The 21,813-nt window shown below is 71.1% G+C and carries 23 protein-coding genes; 16 read left to right on the forward strand and 7 right to left on the reverse strand.

Annotated elements, in window-relative coordinates; all coding sequences use genetic code 11:
• Nucleotides 1–32: 32 nt before the first annotated feature.
• The 4 genes from CFP66_RS18980 to CFP66_RS18995 all read right to left on the reverse strand — a co-directional run bounded on the left by CFP66_RS18980 (nucleotide 33) and on the right by CFP66_RS18995 (nucleotide 3,423).
• The gene (locus tag CFP66_RS18980; RefSeq protein WP_198961541.1) at nucleotides 33–617 is read right to left on the reverse strand and encodes a helix-turn-helix transcriptional regulator; all 585 of its coding nucleotides are present in this window, start codon (nucleotides 615–617) and stop codon (nucleotides 33–35) included.
• 186 nt (nucleotides 618–803) lie between these two features.
• Nucleotides 804–1,412 carry a TetR/AcrR family transcriptional regulator gene (locus CFP66_RS18985; RefSeq protein WP_094926274.1) on the reverse strand — a complete coding sequence of 203 codons (609 nt, stop codon included), beginning with the start codon at nucleotides 1,410–1,412 and terminating at the stop codon, nucleotides 804–806.
• A 208-nt stretch (nucleotides 1,413–1,620) separates the two neighbouring features.
• Nucleotides 1,621–2,139, reverse strand: coding sequence for a nuclear transport factor 2 family protein (locus tag CFP66_RS18990; RefSeq protein WP_198961542.1), 519 nt, complete (start codon nucleotides 2,137–2,139; stop codon nucleotides 1,621–1,623).
• A gap of 87 nt (nucleotides 2,140–2,226) precedes the next feature.
• Nucleotides 2,227–3,423: an acyl-CoA dehydrogenase family protein gene (locus CFP66_RS18995; RefSeq protein WP_094926024.1), complete on the reverse strand. Its 1,197-nt coding sequence runs from the start codon at nucleotides 3,421–3,423 to the stop codon at nucleotides 2,227–2,229.
• 141 nt (nucleotides 3,424–3,564) lie between these two features.
• Here CFP66_RS18995 and CFP66_RS19000 point away from each other — a divergent pair, with 141 nt between their 5' ends.
• Together CFP66_RS19000 and CFP66_RS19005 are read left to right on the forward strand one after the other, a co-directional pair.
• Nucleotides 3,565–4,485 carry an AraC family transcriptional regulator gene (locus CFP66_RS19000; protein WP_094926278.1) on the forward strand — a complete coding sequence of 307 codons (921 nt, stop codon included), beginning with the start codon at nucleotides 3,565–3,567 and terminating at the stop codon, nucleotides 4,483–4,485.
• A gap of 74 nt (nucleotides 4,486–4,559) precedes the next feature.
• Complete coding sequence (locus CFP66_RS19005) at nucleotides 4,560–5,732, forward strand: hypothetical protein (protein WP_198961543.1); 1,173 nt, start codon at nucleotides 4,560–4,562, stop codon at nucleotides 5,730–5,732.
• 108 nt (nucleotides 5,733–5,840) lie between these two features.
• On the opposite strand, the gene CFP66_RS19010 is transcribed toward CFP66_RS19005, so the two are convergent.
• Nucleotides 5,841–6,860, reverse strand: coding sequence for an alpha/beta fold hydrolase (locus tag CFP66_RS19010; RefSeq protein ID WP_094926027.1), 1,020 nt, complete (start codon nucleotides 6,858–6,860; stop codon nucleotides 5,841–5,843).
• Between the two features lie 58 nt (nucleotides 6,861–6,918).
• Here CFP66_RS19010 and CFP66_RS19015 point away from each other — a divergent pair, with 58 nt between their 5' ends.
• Nucleotides 6,919–7,509, forward strand: coding sequence for a helix-turn-helix domain-containing protein (locus CFP66_RS19015; protein WP_094926030.1), 591 nt, complete (start codon nucleotides 6,919–6,921; stop codon nucleotides 7,507–7,509).
• A gap of 9 nt (nucleotides 7,510–7,518) precedes the next feature.
• On the opposite strand, the gene CFP66_RS19020 is transcribed toward CFP66_RS19015, so the two are convergent.
• Nucleotides 7,519–8,244 carry an SDR family oxidoreductase gene (locus CFP66_RS19020; RefSeq protein WP_094926033.1) on the reverse strand — a complete coding sequence of 242 codons (726 nt, stop codon included), beginning with the start codon at nucleotides 8,242–8,244 and terminating at the stop codon, nucleotides 7,519–7,521.
• Nucleotides 8,245–8,327: 83 nt separating this feature from the next.
• Here CFP66_RS19020 and CFP66_RS19025 point away from each other — a divergent pair, with 83 nt between their 5' ends.
• The 10 genes from CFP66_RS19025 to CFP66_RS19070 all read left to right on the forward strand — a co-directional run bounded on the left by CFP66_RS19025 (nucleotide 8,328) and on the right by CFP66_RS19070 (nucleotide 17,415).
• Entirely contained in the window at nucleotides 8,328–9,203 is an 876-nt protein-coding gene (locus CFP66_RS19025; protein ID WP_094926036.1) for a LysR family transcriptional regulator, read from the forward strand.
• Between the two features lie 78 nt (nucleotides 9,204–9,281).
• The gene (locus CFP66_RS19030) at nucleotides 9,282–10,097 is read left to right on the forward strand and encodes an SAM-dependent methyltransferase (RefSeq protein ID WP_198961544.1); all 816 of its coding nucleotides are present in this window, start codon (nucleotides 9,282–9,284) and stop codon (nucleotides 10,095–10,097) included.
• Nucleotides 10,098–10,202: 105 nt separating this feature from the next.
• Nucleotides 10,203–10,901: a GntR family transcriptional regulator gene (locus CFP66_RS19035; protein WP_094926039.1), complete on the forward strand. Its 699-nt coding sequence runs from the start codon at nucleotides 10,203–10,205 to the stop codon at nucleotides 10,899–10,901.
• Nucleotides 10,902–10,991: 90 nt separating this feature from the next.
• Nucleotides 10,992–11,558 carry an isochorismatase family protein gene (locus tag CFP66_RS19040; RefSeq protein ID WP_094926042.1) on the forward strand — a complete coding sequence of 189 codons (567 nt, stop codon included), beginning with the start codon at nucleotides 10,992–10,994 and terminating at the stop codon, nucleotides 11,556–11,558.
• Nucleotides 11,559–11,563: 5 nt separating this feature from the next.
• Nucleotides 11,564–12,802 (forward strand): aconitase/3-isopropylmalate dehydratase large subunit family protein, encoded by a 1,239-nt coding sequence (locus CFP66_RS19045; protein ID WP_094926284.1) that lies wholly within the window; start codon nucleotides 11,564–11,566, stop codon nucleotides 12,800–12,802.
• 45 nt (nucleotides 12,803–12,847) lie between these two features.
• Nucleotides 12,848–13,357 carry a hypothetical protein gene (locus CFP66_RS19050; protein ID WP_094926045.1) on the forward strand — a complete coding sequence of 170 codons (510 nt, stop codon included), beginning with the start codon at nucleotides 12,848–12,850 and terminating at the stop codon, nucleotides 13,355–13,357.
• Nucleotides 13,350–14,222, forward strand: coding sequence for an oxaloacetate decarboxylase (locus tag CFP66_RS19055; RefSeq protein ID WP_094926048.1), 873 nt, complete (start codon nucleotides 13,350–13,352; stop codon nucleotides 14,220–14,222). The genes CFP66_RS19050 and CFP66_RS19055 overlap by 8 nt, the downstream gene beginning before the upstream one ends.
• A gap of 17 nt (nucleotides 14,223–14,239) precedes the next feature.
• Nucleotides 14,240–15,382, forward strand: a complete 1,143-nt coding sequence (locus CFP66_RS19060) for an LLM class flavin-dependent oxidoreductase (RefSeq protein WP_094926051.1) — start codon at nucleotides 14,240–14,242, stop codon at nucleotides 15,380–15,382.
• Complete coding sequence (locus CFP66_RS19065; RefSeq protein WP_094926054.1) at nucleotides 15,379–16,125, forward strand: SDR family NAD(P)-dependent oxidoreductase; 747 nt, start codon at nucleotides 15,379–15,381, stop codon at nucleotides 16,123–16,125. The genes CFP66_RS19060 and CFP66_RS19065 overlap by 4 nt, the downstream gene beginning before the upstream one ends.
• Before the next feature lie 3 nt (nucleotides 16,126–16,128).
• Complete coding sequence (locus CFP66_RS19070; RefSeq protein WP_094926057.1) at nucleotides 16,129–17,415, forward strand: SLC13 family permease; 1,287 nt, start codon at nucleotides 16,129–16,131, stop codon at nucleotides 17,413–17,415.
• A gap of 72 nt (nucleotides 17,416–17,487) precedes the next feature.
• Here CFP66_RS19070 and CFP66_RS19075 read toward each other — a convergent pair whose 3' ends face one another.
• Nucleotides 17,488–18,378: a LysR family transcriptional regulator gene (locus tag CFP66_RS19075; protein ID WP_094926060.1), complete on the reverse strand. Its 891-nt coding sequence runs from the start codon at nucleotides 18,376–18,378 to the stop codon at nucleotides 17,488–17,490.
• A gap of 131 nt (nucleotides 18,379–18,509) precedes the next feature.
• Here CFP66_RS19075 and CFP66_RS19080 point away from each other — a divergent pair, with 131 nt between their 5' ends.
• Genes CFP66_RS19080 through CFP66_RS19090 form a run of 3 tightly spaced genes read left to right on the forward strand, consistent with a single transcriptional unit; the run spans nucleotide 18,510 to nucleotide 21,807 of the window.
• Nucleotides 18,510–19,715, forward strand: a complete 1,206-nt coding sequence (locus CFP66_RS19080) for an enolase C-terminal domain-like protein (RefSeq protein WP_198961546.1) — start codon at nucleotides 18,510–18,512, stop codon at nucleotides 19,713–19,715.
• Nucleotides 19,712–20,833, forward strand: coding sequence for a maleylacetate reductase (locus CFP66_RS19085; RefSeq protein WP_094926063.1), 1,122 nt, complete (start codon nucleotides 19,712–19,714; stop codon nucleotides 20,831–20,833). The genes CFP66_RS19080 and CFP66_RS19085 overlap by 4 nt, the downstream gene beginning before the upstream one ends.
• A complete protein-coding gene (locus CFP66_RS19090) occupies nucleotides 20,830–21,807 on the forward strand; it encodes a 2-hydroxyacid dehydrogenase (protein WP_094926066.1) in 978 nt (325 codons plus the stop codon). The genes CFP66_RS19085 and CFP66_RS19090 overlap by 4 nt, the downstream gene beginning before the upstream one ends.
• The last annotated feature ends 6 nt before the right edge of the window (nucleotides 21,808–21,813 follow it).

Consider the following 21,813-nt stretch of genomic DNA (forward strand, 5'->3'; position numbering starts at 1 on the left):
GCCCGGCAGCCGGTGACCGCTGCTGCCCGCGGTCACCGGGGTGGTGGGTCGGCGGTCAGGTCGTCCCGGTGTCCTCGGCGGGCTTCGCGGTCGAACAGGCCCAGGATCTCGCAGGGCCCACCCTCGGCGCCGATCGCGTGCGGCAGCATCGTGGGGAACTCGGCGGCCTGGTTGGTCTCCACGCGGATGCGGCTGGAGCCCAGGAGCAGGACCGCGGCGCCGGAGAGGACGACGAACCATTCGCGGCCCGGGTGTGCGCGCAGCCGGGCCGGGCTCTCCGGGGGTGGGTCGGTGATGCGCCGGCGCACAACGGTCATGCCGGGTTCGGCCTTGATCGACCAGCGCCGCACCTCGTGGGAGCCGGAGGTCGTCGGGTTGGACACGACGTTGTCGGTGCCGGCCTCCACCAGTTGGTCCAGTGAGGTGTCCAGCGCCTTGGCCAGGATGACGAGCTGGTCCAGGGCCAGTCTGCGCTGGCCGTTCTCGATCCGGCTCAGGGAGGACTGGCTGATGTTCGCCCGTGCCGCCAACTCCTCCAACGACCAGCCCTGGGCCACGCGCAGGGCGCGGAGGCGGTTGCGCACGAGACTGTCCATGTCGTCGGTCGTTTGCGCCATGAGCAAGATTGTATGACGTGGGGGCATGAGACGTGTAATCGTCGATGAAGTCTGCGAGCAGGTCGGGAGATCGGGCTCGGGGTCGCCACGATGCGGTCCAGCGCGGAGCCCGTCGATCCCCGTTTTCGGCAACGGTGGGTGGTGCCTCGGCGTTCGTGGCCGGTTTCGCCCTGCTGCCGGGTCTCGTCAGGCGGGCGGCCAAGCCTGTAGCGCGGCGTCGGCGACCCGGTGCAGCTCCTCGCGGCCGGCGCTACTCGCGGCCTGGACGGCGATCCCGCCCGACACGGTCATGAGGAACCGGGCGAGCAGCCCCGGGTCGGACGTCGCTGGCAGGTCCCCCTCGTCCCGGGCTCGCTGGAACCTGTCCTCGAGGCGGGAGCAGGCGTCGTTGCGCCAGTCGGACAGGAAATCCTGGACGGCTCGGTCTGCGGGCGCCGCGGCCAGGGCTCCCTGCACGCCGAGGCATCCGGACGGCTGCTCGGGGTGGGTGGTGGTCTCGACCGCGCCGTGCAGGAACGCCGTGGCCACCGCCCGGGCGGTCGGTTCCTCCAGTGCGCGTGTCGCGTAGGCGGCCGGTCCGGCGGAGTAGCGCTGCACGGCCTTGCGGAACAGGTCCTCCTTGTTGCCGAAGGCCGCGTACATGCTCGTGCGGGTGATGCCCATCGCCGCGGTCAGGTCGGTGAGGCTGGCCCCTTCATATCCCTGCGCCCAGAACACCCGCATCGCGCGCTCGAGCGCCTCGTCCACGTCGAACTCCCGCGGCCGGCCGATCGTCGCCCTCCGGGTGCCTGCCATGACACCGAGCATAGTCTCGCCCTCGGTCGGCGCCCGCTGTGCCAGGTCCGTTCAGTACCGAGCAGCGCAGATGAGTCGGGTGGTCAGAGGCGCGATGGGACAGTTCGGTGGCCCGGTCCGATCGAGACTCCACTCCGCACGGGCGCTAGCCGTGATCGCAGCCATCCAGGCGGCGCCTGCGGGTCCGGCACGGCGCGCCCGGGGCGGGTCAGCCTCCCGTCGGGGGCGGCACCGGGCTCAGGTAGAAGCGCGTCCAATCGATCCGTCCCTCGCGGGTGGTCATGATGACGGGTCCGCGCATCAGCGCGGGAGCGCCGTCCGGTCCGCTGCCCACCATCTCCCACTCCGACCAGAGTTCCGGGCCGGCGGCGGCGCGGCGCAACACGTCGGCTCGCAGGTCGGGGAGGCGGGCGAAGATCGCGGTCCAGTTCGCGAGGACGCGGTCGGAACCGGTGAACCCCTCGGTGGGGCGGTGCGGCGTTTCGGATCGGTAGTCCGCTGTGAAGCAGTCGGCGACCCGCTGCGGGTCGTGCGAGTTGATCGCGTCCCGGAGGCGCTCGATCGGGTCGGGCCGGGGCATCGTCATCGTCTCCTTGTCGTTCTGCACCGAGGTCCGCCCCTCCGAGGTCTGTTGATCCACGTCGGGTGCCCGACAGGAAGTCACGACGCCGGGGACGGCGAGGACTGCCACGAGCCCGGAGAGCAGGTCGCGGCGGCTGGAGCCCATCGGACACACCGTGATCGGTCTCCTGTGGAGTGGGGGCGCACGTTCGGTCACCACTATAAAACGAGCGCTCGCTCTACATGGGGTCGATCATGTCACATCTCGCTCGTCCTTCGTCGTGGTGTCATCGCGGTCCTCGGTAAGGACGCGGCCGTGGTCGTCGGCGGCCACCCAGGCGCTGATCGCGGCGTGGCGGGTGCCGACGCTGAGGTCGCGCCAGAACCGGCCCAGCGGGTTCCCGGCGGCGAACGCGCTGGAACCGTGCAGGTCGAGGAGCTTGTCCACCGCGAGGCGGCAGTCCTGCATCGCGGCGATGAGATGCATCCGCGCGTGGGCGAGTTCGGTGGGCGAGAGGGTGTGGCCGCGCTCGGCGGCGTCCAGCAGGTCGGCGACGCCCACGGTGCGTTGCTCGGCGGTGTGGACGAGATGGGAGGCCTCGGCGAAGAAGTGCCGTGCCGACGGTGACTCGGCCCGGCGCCGGTAGGCGGTGCCGAACACCGGACGCTCGGTCGTCATCAGCGGCCCGGTCACGTCGAGCGCCCCCTTCGCCGCGCCGAGCAAGGGGGAGACGGTGTGCAGCGCAACCTGCATCCGGCGCGCATCAGAAGGGGGGACCGGTGCGCCGTCGGGTCCCTGGGGCGGGGCCATCAGGAAGGTGTCCGGCACGAACACGTCGTCGGCCACGAGGGTGTGGCTGCCGGTGCCCTGCAACCCGGCCACCCCGTCCCAGCTGCGCTCGACCGTCAACTCGTCGGTGGGCAGCAGTACGTAGCGGGGGAGGCCGGTCGGCATGTCGCCGTCGAGTTCGGGTGCTCCCAGCATCGCCCATGGAGCGTCCAGGCAACCCGAGGCGTAGGGCCAACGTCCGGTGACCCGGGTCCCGCCGGGCACCGTCCGGGCGTGTCCGGACGGTCTGGCGGTGCCGCAGATCGACACGTGCGGGTCGGCGTAGAAGGCCTTCTGCGCGTCGGCGGTCATCCAGTCGGTGAACATCGACTTGGCGGTCGCCGACACGGCCGCGAGCCACGACGTCGACGGACACCCGGCGCCCAGTTCGGCGAAGACCCGCACCATCGTGCGGTTGTCGGCGTCGAGACCGCCGAAACGGGCCGGAGTGGTCACGGCGAAGGCACCGACCTCGCGCGCCGCGGCGAGGCTCTCCGGCGTCGGTCTGCCCCGCTCCTGCGTGGCCGCCGCGTTCGCGGCGAGGAGCGCACGAGCACCCCGCGCACGCTCCCACGGGTCAGCGGTATCCGCGGTGTGGGCGACGTCCAGGTCAGTTGACACGATTCTCCCTCGGGCTGAGCGGGACCATGATCACGACCTCGACCCAAGCAGCGATCACGGGCGCAGGACCATGCGCGGGCTGCGCCGGTTCATACGAGCCCGTGCACCGGAGCCCGCGCGGCTGTGTGGAAGCCTGACTTCGTGGACCTGGTGAGCGAGGTCATTCGTACGGTCAGGGTCGGCAGCGCCAACGGCCGGCTGATCAGGCAGTCGAGCTCCGAGGGGCTACGGCTCCCCGCCATCTCGGGCGCCGGGTTCCACGTCGTCGTGCGCGGCACCTGTTGGCTGATCAAGGAGGGCGAGGAGCCGGTCGCGCTGGAGCCGGGTGACGTCGTGCTCAGCTCGTCCGGTGGTGAGCACGGCCTCAGCCACGTCCCACGGGCGCTCGACGACTTGCCGCCCGTGGTGATGGGTCCGCTGCCGCCGACACCGGAGCCCGTCGCCTTCGAGTTCCTGACCTGCTGCTACGTGCTGGAGCGTGGCTGCGTACCGCAATACCTGCGCGCGCTGCCCGACCTCATCGTGGTGTCGATGGACTACGAGCGCCATCCGGAGATGCGGACTCTGGTCGACCTCCTCGGTGCGAATGTGTCCGACACGGTGATGGGCACCGGCGTGACCTTGCCGGCGCTGCTGGACCTGATCCTGGTCCACGTGCTGCGTCGGTGGCACGAGCAGGGCGGCGAGCAGGGGTGGCCGTCGATCGACGATCCGACGATCGCCGCCGCTCTGCGGAAGATCCACGAAGACCCGCGGCGGCGGTGGACGGTCGGCGGGTTGAGCGAGGCCGTGGGCATGTCCCGCACCGCGTTCACTCGGCGCTTCACCGCGGTGGTCGGTCAGTCGCCGATGAGTTACGTGATCAGCTGGCGGTTGGGCCTGGCCGCCCGGCTCCTGCGGGCGACCGGGGCCCCGCTGGCCACGATCGCACGCGAGGTCGGCTACTCGACCGAGTTCGCCTTCTCGGATGCGTTCCGCCGCGAGTACGGGCTGCCGCCGGGCCGCTTCCGCCGCGAATCGGCAGCCGAAGGCGGCACGACGGAACGCCGACCAGCTTCCTGATCGATGGAGGGGCTCTCCGATATGACCGGGGGAGCGAGGGCGCAGTGAGCCCCGCAGGGACGGAGCGATCGCCCGTGACCTCCCGACGCCGGCTGCTGGGCTGGGCCGGGCTGGGCCTGCTGGCGGGATGTGGCACGGGCACGGTTCCGGTTCCCCGGCCGGGGCCGCGGGGCAGTGCTCCACCGGCGGACGGTGCACTCGGGATGAACGTCAACGGGGATCCGGGCTCACTCACCCTGGCCGAGATGGACGCCGTTTCGGCGAGCTGGCTCCGGGCGTTCCTCCCCATGACCGGCGCGGACGGGGCTCTCGCCGACCAGTCGTCGCTGCGGATGATCCTCGCGGCCGCCGATCAGGGCCGCCGCACGGTGCTCTCCCTGCAGTACCCCTACGCCCGCAGGCCGGTGCCGGTTCCCGGCAGCGATGCATTCGAACGCGAGGTGCAGCGGCTGGACGGGCTCCTGGCCCGGGTGCTGGGAGAGATCGACATCCTCGTCGTCGGCAACGAGCCGTTCCTCGAGACCCGCGAGGAGGACAGGGACAGCGGTCGCATGAACACCTTCTACGAAGCGCTTGCCCGGCACGTCATCGCCGACCGCGACGCGCGGCTCGGCCCCGCCGGCCGCACTCGTCTCTACCTGGGTGCGCTGAACCATCTCGACCGACCTGGCGGTCGATCCGCCGCCGCGGACCGGTGGATGACCTTCACGCGTGACACGCCCGGCCTCGACGGGATAGACGTCCATCCGCACCTCGGGTCACCGCAGGACGGTCGGCACTTCCTGGACTACGTCCTGCCCCGGCTGCGCACCGACCAGAAGTTCATGGTCACGGAGTTCTCGCTGGTCCACCTCTGGAAGCGGCACCTCGGCGACCGGGTGGCCCCGCAGTTCGCCGACCGGTACGGGGTCCCCCGGGGCGCGAGGGTGTGGGAGGTCGTCCGGAGCGCCGTCGACCGGCCGTTCCCGCAACAGCAGTGGGACGACTTCCTCCGGTCGAACCCGTGGTTCGCCCGGAACGGGGACTACCTCCGGCGGCAGGTCGAAGCGTTCCGCGGTACCGGCAGGCTCGCCGTGGCGACATACGCGGCGGTGCAGGGCGCGGCGGCCGCGCGGGAATTCGGACCGGACTCGATGCCGTGGTTGCTGAACAGCCTGTTCTGCCCCTTGACCGTGCAACCCGACGCCGACGGCTTGCTCGGGCGCAACACCACCTGGACCGACGCCTTCCGCGCACTCCAACTGTGAACGGGGCCCGCGGGCGGGCAAATGGGCGATGATCGACGGAATGTTCGCAGCCACTGGTGGACACCAGGTCCCGATCCTGAGCGTAGGCGGCGGAGTTCGACACGAGGCTCACCCGGCGAGGAAGGCCAGGAGCTCGGCGGTAACGAAATCCGGGTTCTCCTCCGGTAACCAGTGGCCCGCGCCGGGCACCTCGACAGCGCGCACGATGTTCGCCATCCGCGGTTCGGTCTGGGCCCGTACAGACGCGAGCGTGCCCTCGGCGGTCATGAGCATCGTCGGCACGGTGATCGGTGCGGCAGCGGAGTTGTCGCGCTCGTCCTCGTCGAGCGTGCGGTAGAGCTCGAACCCGCCGGTCAGGACCTGTGGGCGGCTGTAGGTACGCGCGAATTCGTCGATCTGCGCCTCGGTGAACGGCGAATCGGTCCTGGTCCCGCCGAAACTCGCCCCGCCGTGGGCGACCTGCGGGAAGAAGAGTTCGAGGTACTCGCGCACGTCGTCGGCGACGACGGCCTCCGGGACCCGTTCCTGCTCGTGGAAGGCGAGGTGCCAGCTGAACGTGCGGAACTCGGTGGCCGACAGCGCGGGCCCCGGCAGCGGGTAGTCGAGGTGGGCGTACCGGGCGACCTCGTCGGGGAACTGCGCGGCGTACTGGAATCCGACACCTGCGCCGAGGTCGTGCGCGACGAGGTTGATGCCACGTAGGCCGAGCTCGTCTCCGATCAGGCCGTGCACGTAGCGGGCGAGGGTCGCCTTGTCGTAGCTGGGCGGCGCCCCCTCGCTGTCGCCGAGGCCCGGCAGGTCCACCGCGTACACCGTGTACCGCTGGGCGAGCGCCGGCATGATGCCGCGCCACTCGTACCAGGACTGCGGCCACCCGTGCAGCAGGACGAGAGGTGGACCGCTGCCGCCCGTGACGTAGTGCATGCCCACGCCGTCGACGTCGGCGAACTCGTGGCGGAACTGCCGGTTGAACTCGGTGTCGTGGCGGGTGGCGGAGTCGAAGCCGGCGGGAACGGTCTCGGTGACCGGTGCGCGCGGCGGCTCGGCGCCGGGGGCGCATCCGACGGTCACGGCGGCGACCGCGACGGCCGCTGCGACCCGGCATGCCCATCTGAGAGGTAGCTGCATGGGAACGACCCTCGGCCCGCAGTGTGCCGACTTGCAAGAAGCGTTGCGGATCTGCACGATGGATCGCGTGGACAAGACTCCGAGGGACGTGCTCGCCGGTGTCGGACCGCGCCTTCGGGCGCTGCGCCGCGCACGCGGCGCCACCTTGGCCGACCTGGCCGACGAGACCGGGCTCACGTCGAGCACGCTGTCGCGGCTGGAGACCGGGAGGCTCCGTCCGACCCTGGAGCAGCTGCTCCCGCTCGCCCGAGCGCACAAGGTGCCGCTGGACGACCTGGTCGAGGCGCCGCAGACCGGCGACCCGCGCGTCCACCTGAAGCCGGTGCGACGTTACGGGCTGGTCTTCGTGCCGTTGACCAAGCGGGCCGGCGGGATCCAGGGCTACAAGGTGATCCACCCGCCCGCGCGCACCGAGCGCATGGCCGATCCGAAGTCCCACGAGGGCTACGAGTGGTTCTACGTCCTCAACGGCCGGGTCCGGCTCGTGCTCGGCGATCAGGACCTGGTGCTCGGCCCAGGGGAGGCGGCGGAGTTCGACACCAGGACACCGCACTGGATCACCAATGCCGACACCGATCAACCTGCCGAGCTGCTCATGCTCTTCGGCGCCCAGGGTGAACGGGCGCACCTCTCCGTGGCCGCGGGCTGAGCGGCTCGATCACCAGGCGACGACACCCTCGTCGTCGAAGAAGCCGCCGCGCGGTCCGTCGTCGGACAGGGTGGCGAGCCGGAGTGCGATCGCGGCGCCCTGCTCGGGTGTCCGTTGCGCGTTGTGGCCGGTGAAGTCGGTGGCGACGTAGCCGGGGCAGGCGGCGTTCACGATGACGTTCGTGTCCGCGAGCCGGCGGGCGTACTGGGCGGTGAGGCTGTTGAGCATCGACTTCGACGGCGCGTACGCGGCCAGGGGCGGGCCGGTCTGCAGGGTCAGCGAGCCCATGTTGCTCGACATGTTGACGATGCGCGGCGAGTCCGCGCGGCGCAGCAGCGGGAGCATCGCGTTCGTCACCCGCACGACCCCGAACACGTTCGTCTCGATGACGGTCCGGACGACGTCGAGGTCGAGCGTCGTCGGGTCCTGCGCGCCACCGTCTGTCCGGCCGCCGATGCCCGCGTTGTTGACGAGCACGTCGAGCCGTCCCGCCGTCTGCTCGATGATCTTCGCTGCGGTGGCGACGCTGTCGTCGGAGGTGACGTCGAGGGCGACCCCGAACGCGTCGACGCCCGCGGCGCGCAGTCGCTCGACGGCCTCGTCGCGCCTGGCATCGTCGCGGGCGCCCACGGCGACCGTGAAGCCGAGCGCTCCGAGCCCCTGCGCGATGGCGAAGCCGATTCCCTTGTTCGCGCCGGTGACCAGCGCGGTCTTCGTGTCCTTCACGTCATCCATGCTCGGCGGGCCACCGCTCGCTGTCCAAGATCGATCCGGTGCGCTGTGATACCCGCCGAGTATCAGGAGCGTAGGCTCGGCCCGTGCACGATCTCGAGACCCGCGAGCTGCGGTACTTCGTCGCCGTCGCCGAGGAGCTGCACTTCGGGCGCGCCGCCCTCCGGCTCGGGATGGCACAGCCGCCGCTCTCGCGTGCGATCCGGCAGCTGGAGCGGCGGATCGGCGTCCGGCTCCTGGACCGGGACCGTCGTGGAGTGGTGCTCACCGACGCCGGTCGGGTGCTGCTCCGCGAGGCCGGAACGGCCCTCGACGCGGTGGCGGCCGCTGCGCGCCGGACGCGGCGTGCCGGGGATCCGGAGCGGCCGCTGGTGCTCGTGACGAAGGCCGGGGCGTCCCACGAGCTGCTGCAACGGCTCCTCGACGCGGTGGCGGGCGAACCCGGCGCGGCGCCGGTCGAAGTCCTCCTGTGCGAGGTCGGCGAGCAGGCGCGACTGCTGCGCGACGGGCGCGCCGACGTGGGCCTCATGCACCGGCCGTACGACGACCTCGCCGGATTCGACACCGAGGACCTCCACACCGAGGGGCAGGTCGCGATCCTCCCCGCGGGACACCCCCTCGCCTCCGCTGACCGGCTCACGCTCGCGGACGTTCGGGAAGTGCCGGACCTGCCGATCGCCCGTTGGCCCCAGCTCGACGGGTCCTACCCGGACGGGCCCGGCCCGGAGGTGCACACCCAGTCGCAGCTCGCGCAGCTCGTGGCGCTCGGCCGGACGCTGCTGGTCATCCCCGCCTCGAGCCGCGCCTGGCAGTGGCCCGAACACGTTGCGGTGCCGGTCGTCGACGCGCCGGACGTCACCACGGTGATGGCCTGGCCGTCGAACAGCCACTCGCCGGCGGTCGCCTCGCTCGTCCGGTCGGCGACGGGGTTGCGCGCCGCCGTACCGACGACGGTGAGCTGAGGGCGCGCCGGCGAGTGGGCGGATGGGTTGGGTCAGTAGTGTGCGTCTCACTCGTTCAGGTGTGAGGAGTGACCGCCGGTGACCGAACCTGTTTCGCAACACGGACTGCAGACCGACATCGACACGACCGTCCCGCACACCGCGCGGGTGTGGAACTACTGGCTGGGCGGCAAGGACAACTATGCCGTCGATCGGGCGGTCGGCGACGAGGTGATGACGGCGATGCCGGACGTCCCGGAAGCCGCACGTCAGGACCGGGCGTTCATGAACCGCGCCATCGGCTACCTGGCCGCCCAGGCCGACGGTGTGCGGCAGTTCCTGGACATCGGCACGGGACTGCCCACGGCGAACAACACCCACGAGGTCGCGCAGGCCGTGGCGCCGGAGTCGGCGATCGTCTACGTCGACAACGATCCGCTGATCATGACGCACGCCCGGGCGCTACTGACCAGCTCACCGGAGGGGCGTACCGCCTACGTCCACGCCGACCTGCGTGCACCCGACACCATCCTCGCGGCTGCCCGGAAGACCCTGGACCTCGACCGGCCGATCGTGATCAGCATGCTCGGTGTGCTGAACCACATCCTCGGTGACGAGGCCTACGACATCGTGGGTCAGCTCACCGCGGCCGTGCCGACCGGCAGCTACCTCGTGATCTCCCACCCGACCGCTGAGGTGCGCGGAGACGAGGTCGAGGAGGCGATGCGCCGCTGGAACGAGCAGGGCGCCACGCCGATCCGGACCCGCACGCCCGCGGAGATCGCCCGGTTCTTCCACGGGTTCGAGCTGCTGGAGCCGGGTCTGGTGTCGCTGTCGCTGTGGCGGCCCAACCTGACCGAGGTCGGTCAGCCCCAACCCGTACACGGCTTCGGCGCGGTCGGGCGCAAACTCTGAGGTCTGGACGCCGCTCCGCGGGTTCTTCAGGATCGCTCGCAGATCAGCCGCAGTTGTAGGGCAGGACGGTTGGGAGATCCTGCCCGACGCTGCGATGATCGCGCGATGAGCACGTCACCCGGAACAGGTTCTGTGGTCGACCGCATCGCCGGCGAGCTGCGACGGCGGATCCGTCGGGGCGAGCTCGTCGGCGGGCAGCGGTTGATCGAGGCCGACTGGACCCAGGAGCTCGGGGTCAGTCGCGGCCCGGTGCGCGAAGCGCTCGGCCGGTTGGCGAGCGAAGGTCTCGTGGTCATCGAGGCGAAGCGCGGTGCCGTGGTGCGGCGGTTGCTCGCCAAGGACATCGACGACCTGTACGAGGCGCGAGCGGCCATCGAGGGGCAGGCCGCTGCGGCGGCCGCTCGACGCATCGACGAAGGCGGCCACCGGGCCGATCTCGAGAAGCTCCTGGCCGAGCACGAAGAGTTCGCCGGTGGTGGCGAGTTCGGGCAGTACCTGGCGGCGAGCGTGCGCTTCCACGAGCTGGTGCTGGAGATCGCGGACAACGAGATCCTCTCGCGGCTCGGCGGTCAGCTCCACGTCATGGCCTACCACCTGCAGACGACGCGGGTGGCCAGGGCGACCGGACCGGTCTCGCACCTGACCGTGTCGGGTTCCGTGCGGTGCCACCGCGACATCGGCGCGGCCATCCTGCGGGGTGACGCCGAGGCTGCGGAGCGCCTGATGCGTGAACACCAGATGGCGACGCGCGACGGCATCCTCGCCGTCGACCGTGACAGCGGCGCGGAGATCAACCGGCTCTGACGAGCTGTTCCCTCGTTGACGGGATCAGTGCCGGACTCTATTGTCCTACAACATGGTAAGGCAAACAGCGTCGTTCGTCCGGGGTGCTCGATGACCCTCGCCCTCGATCCTTCGCATTCGGTACTCGTGCTGGTCGACCTCCAGAACGGGGTCGTGGGGATGCCTGTCGCTCCGCTGTCCGGCGAGCAGGTCGTCGCCGCCGCGACCACGCTCGCCGCCCGGTTCCGCGGCCTCGGTGCGCCGGTCGTCACCGTCACCGTCGCGTACCCCACCGGCGACGCACCGCCGGTCGATGCGCCGCTCCCGCCGATGCCGGCGAGCATGCCGCCGGGCTGGGACGAGATCGTCGACGGGCTCGCCGAGCCCGAGACCGACATCCGGGTCACCAAGCGCGGGTGGGGGGCTTTCGCCGGCACCGGCCTCGCCGAGACCCTGCGTGCGCGCGGGGTCGACACCGTGGTGGTCGCCGGGATCGCCACGAACTTCGGTGTCGAGCAGACCGTGCGCGAGGCCGTCTCCCACGGGTTCGCCGTCCTGGTGGCGTCCGACGCGACGTCGAGCGTGTCCGCCGAGCACCACGAGTTCTCGCTCACCCGGGTCCTGCCGATGTTGAGTCGCGTTCGCGGTGTCGACGAGCTCGTCAAGGCGTTCCCGTGACCGGCATGACCATGACCGAGAAGATCCTCGCCGCCCACTCCGGACGCGACTCGGTTCGTCCGGGCGACATCGTGGTGCCCTCGGTCGACATCGTCGTGCCGCTCGACATGAACTTCTACGACTCGATGTGGGCCGAACCGACACGGGTCTTCGACCCGGACCGGATCGTCGTGATCTTCGATCACGTGGTGCCCGCCCCGAGCCGGCAGGTGGGCGAGGCGCTGGAGCGGGGCCGGGCTTTCGCCGCGAAGCACGGGATAACCCGGGTGCACGACGTCGGTCCGAACCAGGGAATCTGCCACCAGCTCATCGCCGACGTCCCGTACGCGATGCCGGGCGAACTCCTGGTGTGCGTGGACAGCCACACCTGCAGCGGTGGGGCGCTCAACTGCGCGGCGCGGGGGATCGGCGCCCCGGAGCTGATCTACACGATGGCGAAGGGATACACCTGGTTCCAGGTCGGGGAGACGGTCCGTTACGAGCTGACCGGGGCGCTCGCCCCGCACGTGGCGGCCAAGGACCTGTTCCTGCACCTCGCCGACCGCTACGGCGCACACGTCGGGCAGAACATGGAGTTCGGAGGCCCGTCGCTGGCGAACCTGACCCTCGACCAGCGTCGCACCCTGACCACGATGTGCGCAGAGGTGAGCGCGGAGTTCGCGATCGCCGAGCCGGACGAGGTGTTGCGGGAGCACCTCGAGTCACGTGGCCGCACGATGGACGGCGCCGTCCGCCCGGACGCGGACGCGACCTACGCCGCGGTCCGCACCATCGACCTGGCGGATGTGGAACCCACGGTCGGGCTTCCCGGATCGGTCGTGCACAACACGGCAGGAGTCACCAGCGTCCGTGGCACGCGGGTCAACCGCGCCTTCATCGGCTCGTGTGCCAACGGCACGATCGCCGACCTGCGCGAGGCCGCCGCGGTGCTCTCGGGCCGGAAGGTCTCGCCCGACGTGACGCTGTTCGTCACACCCGGGTCGCAGGCCATCTACCGGCAGGCCGTGCACGAGGGCCTCGTCGCCACGCTCGCCGACGCCGGCGCCGTCGTCACGGTGTCGTCGTGCGGCATGTGCGCCGGGTTCCAGAACTCGCTGGGACCGACGGACGTGTGCATCGCCTCGAGCACCCGCAACTTCGCGGGGCGCATGGGCCATCCGGACGCGCAGATCTACCTGGCGTCCTCCGGCACGGTCGCCGCCTCCGCGGTGGCCGGGTCGATCGCCGACATCCGCGACTTCTAGAGCGACTTCCAGAGCGACTCCCAGAGCGATTTCCAGGAGGGCCCCATGCACGCCACGGGACGGGTCTGGCGCTTCGGCCACGACATCAACACCGACCTCATCCAGCCGATGCACACCGTGTTCAAGCCGCTGACCGAACAGCACCGCTACGTCTTCGAGGCGAACCGCCCCGGTTGGGTCGACCTCGTCGAGCCGGGCGACGTGATCGTCGCGGGCCGCAACTTCGGCACCGGTTCCAGCCGGCCGGCGGCCAAGCTCCTGGTCGACCTGGGGATCGGCGCGCTCATCGCCGACTCGATCAACTGGCTGTTCTTCCGCAACTGCGTGAACTTCGCGCTGCCGGCACTGAGCTGCCCCGGAGCGAGCGCGATGTTCACCGAGGGACAGCACGCCCGGCTGGACCTCGCTGCCGGCCGGGTCGAGAACACCGATACCGGGCAGACGCGGCACGGAACGCCGTGGACTCCCGAGCTGCTCGACATCGTGGCGGCGGGAGGGCTGCTGAAGCAGCTCGAACGCGACGGGCTGCTCGTCGCCGGGCGCTCCGATGGGTGACCCGGCCACTGCGCTCCGGGCGCTCGTCGAGCAGGGCCCGGTCCTCGTGCCGGCCTGCTACGACGGCATCTCGGCCGCGGTACTGGAGCAGGCGGGCTTCTCGGCGCTGGGGGTCTCGGGTGCAGGGCTGGCAATGAGCCGGCTCGGCGTCCCCGATCTCGGGCTGCTGACGCTGACCGAGCTGGTCGAATCCGTCCGCCCGATCGTCCGGCGTGCCGGCGTGCCGGTCCTGGTGGATGCGGACACCGGATTCGGCGGGGCGCTCAACGTGCTGCGCACCGTGGAGGAGCTCGTCGGGGCCGGGGTAGCGGCCATCCAGCTGGAGGACCAGGTCGCGCCCAAGCGGTGCGGCCACCTCGGGGGCAAAGCCGTCGTGGGGGCCGAGGAGTTCGTCGAGCGGATCGCCGCCGCGGTCCTCGGCCGCGGGAGCTCCGACTCGATGATCGTCGCTCGGACCGACGCGCTGGCCGTGCACGGGATCGACGACGCGCTCGAGCGGGGACGGCAGGCCGTTGCCGCCGGGGCCGACCTCGTGTTCGTCGAGGCACCCACGTCACTCGAGGAGGTCGAGCGGATCGGCGCGGAGTTCCGCGGCCACGCGCTCTACAACCTCGCCACGGGCGGCCGCAGCCCGGCCCTCCCGGTGGATCGCCTCGGCGAGCTGGGCTACGGGCTGGTGGTCTGTCCGACCGTTGCCCTCTACCCCACGGTCCACGCGCTGCGCGCCGCCGCGGCCGAACTGCGCCGCACGGGCACCGACGCCCACCTGCAGGAGCTCGACCTGTCCCCGGCCGGGCTGTTCGACGTGGTCGGGCTGACCGGCTGGCTGGACCTCGACGCGCGGATCGCCCGCGCTGCCCACTGACGCTGATTGGAGATCCGATGACGTACCTCCCGACCGTGCCGCGAACGACCGCCGGTCCGTTGTTCGCCGACACCGGCCTCAAACTCGGGGTCTTCGGCCTGAACGTCACCTCGGCCGGAGCCGTCACCGCCTCGCCCGAACGGCACGAGATCGACTGGGACCAGAACGTCCGGCTGGTCCAGATGGCCGAGGAAGCAGGTTTCGAGGCTGCCATTCCCTTCTCCCGCTGGCGCGGGTTCGAAGGTCGCACCGATCCGTGGGGGCGCAGCTTCGACCCCTACACCTGGGCTGCCGCCCTGGCGGCACTGACCAGCAGGATCACCCTGTTCGCCACCTCGCATTGCCTGACCGTGTCCCCGGTCATGGCCGCGAAGCAGATCGCCACGATCGACGCCATCTCCAGCGGCCGGGTCGGGCTCAACGTCGTCGCCGGCTGGTTCGCCAAGGAACTGCGGATGTTCGGGGTCGAGACGCTCGACCACGAGGCCCGGTACGGATACTCCGAGGAGTGGCTCCAGGTCGTCCTGCGCCTGTGGGAGGGCGGCGAGGACTTCGATTTCCAGGGGCAGTGGCTGACCGTCGAGAACGGCATCAGCCGGCCCGGGCCCGTTCAGCGGCCGCATCCACCGATCATGAACGCCGCCTTCTCCGCGCGCGGGCACCAGCTCGCCGCCCGGTACGCCGACCTGTCGTTCGTCTCCGCGCTCGACGCAGCCGCCGCCGGCGCGAAGGTCCGGGAGATCCGGGAGGTGGCCGCCGGGTTCGGCCGCGAACAGTCGGTCTGGATCGCCGCGAGCGTGGTCTGTGCCGAGACCGACCGCGAGGCCAGGGCTCTCGTCGAACGCTGGTCGGAGATCGACCTCGACGACGTCGCGGTGCGCAACGCGATCGAGTGGACCATGGGCGGGGCGCGGATGCCGCAGGAGCAGCACCGGCAGCTCACCAAGGCCGTCGCGTCGACCATGGCCGGCTACCCGCTGGTCGGCACCCCGGCGAGGATCGCCGAACAGCTGGCCGAATTGCACGCGGCCGGGATCGACGGGGTGGCACTGACCTGGATGAACTACGAGGCGGGGATCCCCCGGTTCATCGACGAGGTCCTGCCGATCCTGGAACGCGAGGGTGTCCGCCGGTCGGTAGCGGCGGCGAGCGCCCGATGAGCGGACGCTTCCTGGGCAAGGCCGCGGTGGTCACCGGAGCGTCCGGCGATCTCGGGCGGCTGCTCTGCGAGGCCCTTCTCGACGAGGGCTGCTCGGTCGTCGGGATCGACGTCGACGCCGCGGGGGGCGAGCTGATGCAGGCACAGGCCCGCGAAGCGGGTCGCGATCTCACCTTCCGGCAGGTCGACGTCGCGGAAGCGGATGCCGTTGCGGCCTTCGGGCGCGACAGCGGTCCCGTCGACATCGTGGTGAACGCGGCGGGAGTGATCTCCTACGCCCGTATCGGGGAAACCACCGCCGAGGAGTGGGACCGGGTCATGGGGGTGAACGTGCGCGGGGCGTTCCTCGTCACGAAGGCCCTCGAGCCGGTCCTCCGCGACGGCGGCTCGGTGATCAACATCGCGTCGTCGGCGGCGCTGCGGGCCGGAGCCGGCTGGTCGGCCTACAGCGTGTCCAAGGCAGGCCTGGTCGCGTTCACCAAGGTCGCTGCCGCCGAGCTCGCCCCCCGGGCACGTGTCAACGTGGTGTGCCCCGGCGCCCTGGACACCCGGATGCCGCACCGGCTGCTCGACGGGCACCCGGCCAAGGACGCGGTACTGGAGCAGATGGCCCAGGCCTCGATGCTGGGCCGGCTCGGCGAGGCGCGGGAAGTCGTGCCGCTCTGCCTGTTCCTGGCCGGCGCCGAGGCCGGTCTCGTCACCGGTGCGACGATCGCCGTCGACGGCGGCATGACGGCCTGGTGACCTGTGGCCCTCACCGCCCTCATCTCGATCGCAGTTCTCGCGCTCATCATCGTCGTCGCGACGGTCAGCCCGGTGAACCTGGGCGCCCTCGCCTTCGTCGCGGCCTTCGTCGTCGGCGGGATCCTGGATGGGGAATCCACGCGGGACGTGCTCGGTGAATTTCCCGCGGACATGTTCGTCGTGCTGGTCGGGATCACCTACCTGTTCGGGATCGCCAGGAGCAACGGGACCGTGGACCGGGTGATCGAGCGGACCTTCCGCGCGGTGCGCGGACGGGCTGCTGCTCTCCCGTGGGTCTTCTTCGGGCTGTCCACCGTGCTCTGCGGCATCGGCGGGAACCCCGGCGCCGTCGCCGTGATCCTCCTGCCCGTCGGCATGGCCATCGCGTCGGCGCACGGTGTGCGGCCGCTGGTCGTGGCGATCACCATCGGTATGGGGGCGACGGCGGGCACGTTCTCCCCGTTGGGTGTTCTCGGTATCACCATTCGAGGTATCCAGGCCGGCAACGGGCTGGCCTTCGACCCGATCCTCCTGTTCGTCGCGACCCTGGTCGCGGGGGTCGTGGCGGCCGGCGCGGCGACGGTGCTCATCGGATCGGGCCGGCCGGTGGCCGTTGCGACCGACCCGGTCGCGGTCCGGCCCGGCGGGGGAGCGGCAACCGGACCGGCCTCGGACCCGGGACCGCGCGCCGGTCTCGGCGTCGAGTGCACCGTCACACTCGCCGCCTTCGTCGTGCTGGTGGCCGGCGCGCTCCTGTTCGCCATCGACATCGGCTTCCTCTCGCTGAGCATCGCGGTCCTGCTCGCACTCGCCTACCCGGCGTCGGGGCGAGCGGCCGTCCGGGACATCAGCTGGGGCGTCGTGCTGCTGCTGACCGGCGTCGTCACCTACGTCGGCGTCCTCGAGCGCAACGGCACGATCGCCTGGGCCGGCGACGCCGTGGCCTCGATCGAGCCCGCCCTGCTCGCCGCCCTGCTGGTCTGCCTGATCGGCGCGGTCGTCTCGGCATTCGCATCGACGATGGGCATGGTGGTGGCGCTGGTGCCGATGACGGCGCCGCTCGTGCTGACCGGACAGGTGAGCCCGGTCGGCCTGGTCGTCGCGCTCGGCATCTCCTCGTCCCTGGTGGACGTCTCCCCGTTCTCCACCTGCGGCGCACTCGCGATGGCGAACGCGTCCGAACACGAACGTCGTGGTGTCTACCGGGGCCTTCTCGCGTTCTCCGCGTCGGTCGCCGTCATCGGTCCGCTCGCGAGCTGGGCGGTGCTGGTGGCGACGGGGTGGTTCTGAGCCGGTCCCGGCGCGAGATCCTCCGCCCGGGCCCGCGCTTCCGACCGCCGTCCCGACCGCGCGCGACGAACCTCAGCGGACGTGGCGGCCCGCGGTTCGAGCAGCCTCGACGAAGGCGTCGACCGCCGGTGAGACGCCGTCAGGGTGGTGTGCCACGCCGAGCGCGAGGTGCGGTCCCGGCCCCCGGATCGGGCGGTAGATCACTCCCGGCCGGTTGAGCCGCTGCATCTCACCGGCGATGAAGCCGAGCCCGACGCCGGAGCCCACCAGGGCGATGATCGACTGCGCCGGGTAGGCCTGCATGGCGATCCGCGGGCTGAAGCCGGCGTCCTGGCACAGCGAGATGATCGTGTCGTAGAGCTGGGGAGCGATCTCGCGCGGGAAGATCACGAACTGCTCGTCGGCGAGATCCGCCAGTGCCGGCGGCTCGCCGTGGGCGAGGCGGTGCCCGTCGGGCAGGGCGAGCTGGAAGGCCGCCCTGGCCACCTCCTCCGTGCGCAGGCCGGCGTCGTCCAGGGGTGGGTGGACGAGGCCGACGTCGATGTCGCCCGCCCGCAGGGCCTTCTCCTGCTCCGCGGTCGTGAGTTCGCGGACGATCACGCCCACGCGGGGGAGCGCCTCGCGGAACAGTCGGGCTGCTTCCGGGAAGAGGACGAAGAGGGCCGGCGAGGTGACGCCGACCGTGAGCTGCCCGATCTCGCCCCGGTCGGTGCGCTGGGCCAGGGAGACGGCGATGTCCATCTGCCTGAGGGTCCTGCGCACTTCGCGCAGGAACACCTCGCCGGCCGGCGTCAGGATGACCGTGCGCTTCGTCCGGTGGGCCAGCTGCACGCCGAGCTCGCGTTCGAGGTTGCGGACCTGCTGGCTCATTGCGGGCTGACTGACGTGGCAGCGCTCGGCCGCCCGATGGAAGTGCAGCTCCTCGGCGAGGGCGACGAAGCATTCCAGGCGGAAGCGGTCCACCCGGCGATCCTGCCACGCTCCTCTCCCACTGAGAAGGGATGCTTATCGTTTGATCCTCATTAAGAATTGGACTGGATCAGCCGGTCTCCTTAGCGTTCGGCTCGCCAGCCAACGAAGGAGTGTGCAACCGGATGCTGTCGCCGACGCCGGAGGATCCCGGTGCCATCCGCATCACTGCCGTGGAGACCGTCGTGGTCAACGCGGAGTTGCGGAACTGGATTCTCGTCAAGGTCCGCACCGACCAGGACGGTCTCGTCGGATGGGGTGAAGCGAGCCTCAACTGGAAGACCCGGGCAGTGGTCGGTGCCGTGGAAGACCTCGCGTCGATGATCGTCGGCCGGGACCCGCGGGACATCGAGCAGATCCTGCGGGTCATGACCAAGCACAGCTACTACCGGCTCGGGATCGTCGGAGTGACTGCGATCAGCGGCATCGAGCACGCCCTCTGGGACATCCTGGGCAAGTCGTTGGGACAGCCGGTCTGGCGCCTGCTCGGCGGGCAGGTCCGCGACAAGGTGCGGGTCTACACCCATCTCGGGCTCGGTGACATGCGCTCGGTCTACGACACGGTGGACGAGGGGCAGGTCCGGGAGCGAGCCGCCCAGGTCGTCGAGCAGGGTTACGACGCACTCAAGGTCGTGCTGATCCCCTATGGCGGGCACCTGTCGAGCCCAGCCGATCGCCGGCACGTGGACCGGATGATGTCCGTGCTGCGCTCGACGGTCGGGCCCGACGTCGACATCATGATCGACTTCCATGCCCGGCCTGCGTCGCCGGCCGCGGCGCTGCAGTACATCGACATCCTCGCCGAGTACGACCCGATGTTCTGCGAAGAGCCGGTGGCTCCCGGCGACACCGAGGCGCTGCGCATGGTGGCCGCTCGGTCGCGCGTGCCGATCGCGACCGGGGAGCGCCTGGTCGGCCTGCGCGAGTTCCTGCCGGTGCTCGCCGCGAAGGCCATCGCCGTCGCGCAGCCCGACCTGAACCACACCGGCGGGCTACTCGAAGGGAAGCGGATCGCGGCCGTCGCCGACGCCGAGCTCGTCGGCGTGGCCCCGCACAACCCCAACGGGCCGATCGCCGGAGCTGCCGCGCTGCACTTCGCCGTGAGCACCCCGAACTTCGTGATCCAGGAAGAGATGAGCGGCGCCGTGAGCTGGTACGACGAAGTGGTCGAAGCCCCGATGAAGCGCGTGGGCAGCCACTGGCAGGTGCCGACGGCCCCCGGGCTGGGCGTCGAGGTCGACGAGGTGGCGGCCGCCCGCCATCCGTACCGGCCCGAGGTGCCGCACAGCAGCTCCGCGGTGCTCGCCGACGGAACGGTGGTGGACTGGTGAGCTTGCGAACCTTCGCCCACCCCGGAGGCGGGGTCTACAACGCGACTCCGGACCGGGTCGTGTTCGGCCCCGGCAGTATCGCGATGCTGCCCGACGAGGTGGATCGGCTGGGGATGACACGACCTCTGGTCGTCACGACGCCCGGCCGCGCCGAGATGGGCAAGCGGATCGTGGCCGCACTCGGCGACCGGTGTGCAGGCATCCTGCCCGAGGCAGTCAGCCAGGTGCCGATCGAGCTGGCCCGGCGCGGCCGCGAACGGGCCGCCGAGATGGGCGCCGACTGCCTCATCTCGGTGGGCGGCGGCGCGGCAACCGGACTGTGCAAGGGCATCGCCTTCGAGAGCGGGCTGCCGATCATCGCCGTACCCACGACCTACTCCGGCTCGGAGATGACCGCTTACTGCGGGATGACGATCGACGGCGTCAAACACATGCACGAGAGCCCGGCCATGCTCGCGTCCGTCGTGATCTACGACGCCGAGCTGTCGCGGCAGCTCCCGGTCGCCGTCACGGCCGCCAGCGCGATGAACGCCCTCGCGCACTGCATCGATGCCGCCTACCTGCCGAGCGTCAGCCCGTTGCTGCTACCCGCGGCGATCGAGGGTGCACGGGTCGTCGCCGGTGCGCTCCCGTCCGTGCTGGCCGCCCCGGACGACCTCGCGGCCCGCAACGACCTGTTGTACGGCGCCTACCTCGGCGGTGCCGCGCTGACCGGCGGGTTCGCGCTCCAGCACGCGGTCGCCCACATGCTCGGCGGCAGCTTCGGCGTGGAGCACGGCCTCGCGCACGCCGCCGTCCTGCCCTACGTCACGGCCCACCTGGTCGAACGCGCTCCCGTCGCGCTCGGCCGCGTCGCGCAGGCCATGGGTACCGACGACCTTCCGGGGCTCATCTGGGACGTCGCCGTCGCGGCGAAGCTCCCGGTCCGCCTGTCCGACGTCGGGATCCGCCAGGAGGACCTGGAAGTCGCGATTCGGATTGCGAGCGCGGCGGAGTCCTACGACGTCAACACCTCGCTCGATCCGAGCCTGAGCAACCCGGCCCCGGTCACCGAGGCAGTCGTCCGATCGGTCCTGTCCGCCGCAGCCGCAGGCGATCGTCCGGGTCCGAGCCGATGAGGATCCACCTGGTCGGCGAGGCCGCCGAGCACGAGGCCGACCTGTCGGCGCGCCTGGACACGAATGCCGAGGTCGTCGGGTTGCCCGCGGACGCCGCGCACACCGACCGCTACGACGACAGGATCGACGCGGGCGACGTCGTAGTCTCGCTCCGGTTCGCGCGGCCGGGTTCGGTGGCCCCACGGTTCCGGCTCCTGCACGTGCCCGGAGCCGGTCTCGACGGAGTCGACCTGGACGCGCTCGACCCCGCCACAGCTGTCGCCAACGTGTTCGAGCACGAGATCCCGATCGCAGAGTTCGTCCTCGCCCGCCTGCTCGAGTGGGAGATCAGAGCCGGGGAGATGCAGGCGGGGTTCAGCGCCGACTCCTGGCCGGAGACCTACCGGGGACGCGTCCCACACGGCGAGGTTCATGGCCGCACCCTCGGGATCATCGGATACGGCCGCATCGGGCGCGCGATCGCCACCCGCGCGGCGGCGTTCGGGATGCGGGTGCGCGCCGTGGACGACCGGGCCGACGCCGGTGCGGGTGGCGACGTCGCGGAGCTGCTCCCGGCGGCTCGGCTCGACGAGGTTCTCGAGGCAGCCGACTACCTGGTCGTCGCCTGCCCGCTGACCCCGCACACCACAGGATTGATCGACCGCGCAGCGCTGCACCGGATGCGGCCGCACGCGGTGCTCGTGAACGTGTCCCGCGGTCCCGTCGTCGAGGAGTCCGCGCTCTTCGAGGCTTTGCGGGACAACGTCATCGGCGGCTCCGTCATGGATGTCTGGTACTCCTACCCCCGCTCCGGCGAGGACCGACCCGCTCCCGCTGCACGCCCCTTCTGGGAGCTGCCCAACGCGTGGTGCACGCCTCATGCCAGCGCGTGGACCCGCGAACTGGCGGAGCGGCGTTACCGCGCCATCGCGCTGAACATCGACCGGCTCATGGCCGGTCAGCCGTTGACCAACCTCGTTCGCGCCGGCCGATGACGCCGC

The sequence above is a fragment of the Pseudonocardia sp. MH-G8 genome (assembly GCF_002262885.1).
In the GTDB taxonomy this organism is placed as follows: Bacteria; Actinomycetota; Actinomycetes; order Mycobacteriales; family Pseudonocardiaceae; genus Pseudonocardia.

Excerpts from the sequence above, each read along its gene's own strand:
- CFP66_RS19010 (WP_094926027.1), bottom strand. The coding sequence starts at position 6,860 with ATGCAGCTACCTCTCAGATGGGCATGCCGGGTCGCAGCGGCCGTCGCG.
- CFP66_RS19020 (WP_094926033.1), bottom strand. The coding sequence starts at position 8,244 with ATGGATGACGTGAAGGACACGAAGACCGCGCTGGTCACCGGCGCGAAC.
- CFP66_RS19050 (WP_094926045.1), top strand. The coding sequence starts at position 12,848 with ATGCACGCCACGGGACGGGTCTGGCGCTTCGGCCACGACATCAACACC.
- CFP66_RS19035 (WP_094926039.1), top strand. The coding sequence starts at position 10,203 with ATGAGCACGTCACCCGGAACAGGTTCTGTGGTCGACCGCATCGCCGGC.
- CFP66_RS19080 (WP_198961546.1), top strand. The coding sequence starts at position 18,510 with ATGCTGTCGCCGACGCCGGAGGATCCCGGTGCCATCCGCATCACTGCC.
- CFP66_RS19040 (WP_094926042.1), top strand. The coding sequence starts at position 10,992 with ATGACCCTCGCCCTCGATCCTTCGCATTCGGTACTCGTGCTGGTCGAC.
- CFP66_RS18985 (WP_094926274.1), bottom strand. The coding sequence starts at position 1,412 with ATGGCAGGCACCCGGAGGGCGACGATCGGCCGGCCGCGGGAGTTCGAC.
- CFP66_RS19055 (WP_094926048.1), top strand. The coding sequence starts at position 13,350 with ATGGGTGACCCGGCCACTGCGCTCCGGGCGCTCGTCGAGCAGGGCCCG.
- CFP66_RS19045 (WP_094926284.1), top strand. The coding sequence starts at position 11,564 with ATGACCATGACCGAGAAGATCCTCGCCGCCCACTCCGGACGCGACTCG.
- CFP66_RS19060 (WP_094926051.1), top strand. The coding sequence starts at position 14,240 with ATGACGTACCTCCCGACCGTGCCGCGAACGACCGCCGGTCCGTTGTTC.
- CFP66_RS19090 (WP_094926066.1), top strand. The coding sequence starts at position 20,830 with ATGAGGATCCACCTGGTCGGCGAGGCCGCCGAGCACGAGGCCGACCTG.
- CFP66_RS18980 (WP_198961541.1), bottom strand. The coding sequence starts at position 617 with ATGGCGCAAACGACCGACGACATGGACAGTCTCGTGCGCAACCGCCTC.
- CFP66_RS19065 (WP_094926054.1), top strand. The coding sequence starts at position 15,379 with ATGAGCGGACGCTTCCTGGGCAAGGCCGCGGTGGTCACCGGAGCGTCC.
- CFP66_RS19015 (WP_094926030.1), top strand. The coding sequence starts at position 6,919 with ATGGATCGCGTGGACAAGACTCCGAGGGACGTGCTCGCCGGTGTCGGA.
- CFP66_RS18990 (WP_198961542.1), bottom strand. The coding sequence starts at position 2,139 with ATGGGCTCCAGCCGCCGCGACCTGCTCTCCGGGCTCGTGGCAGTCCTC.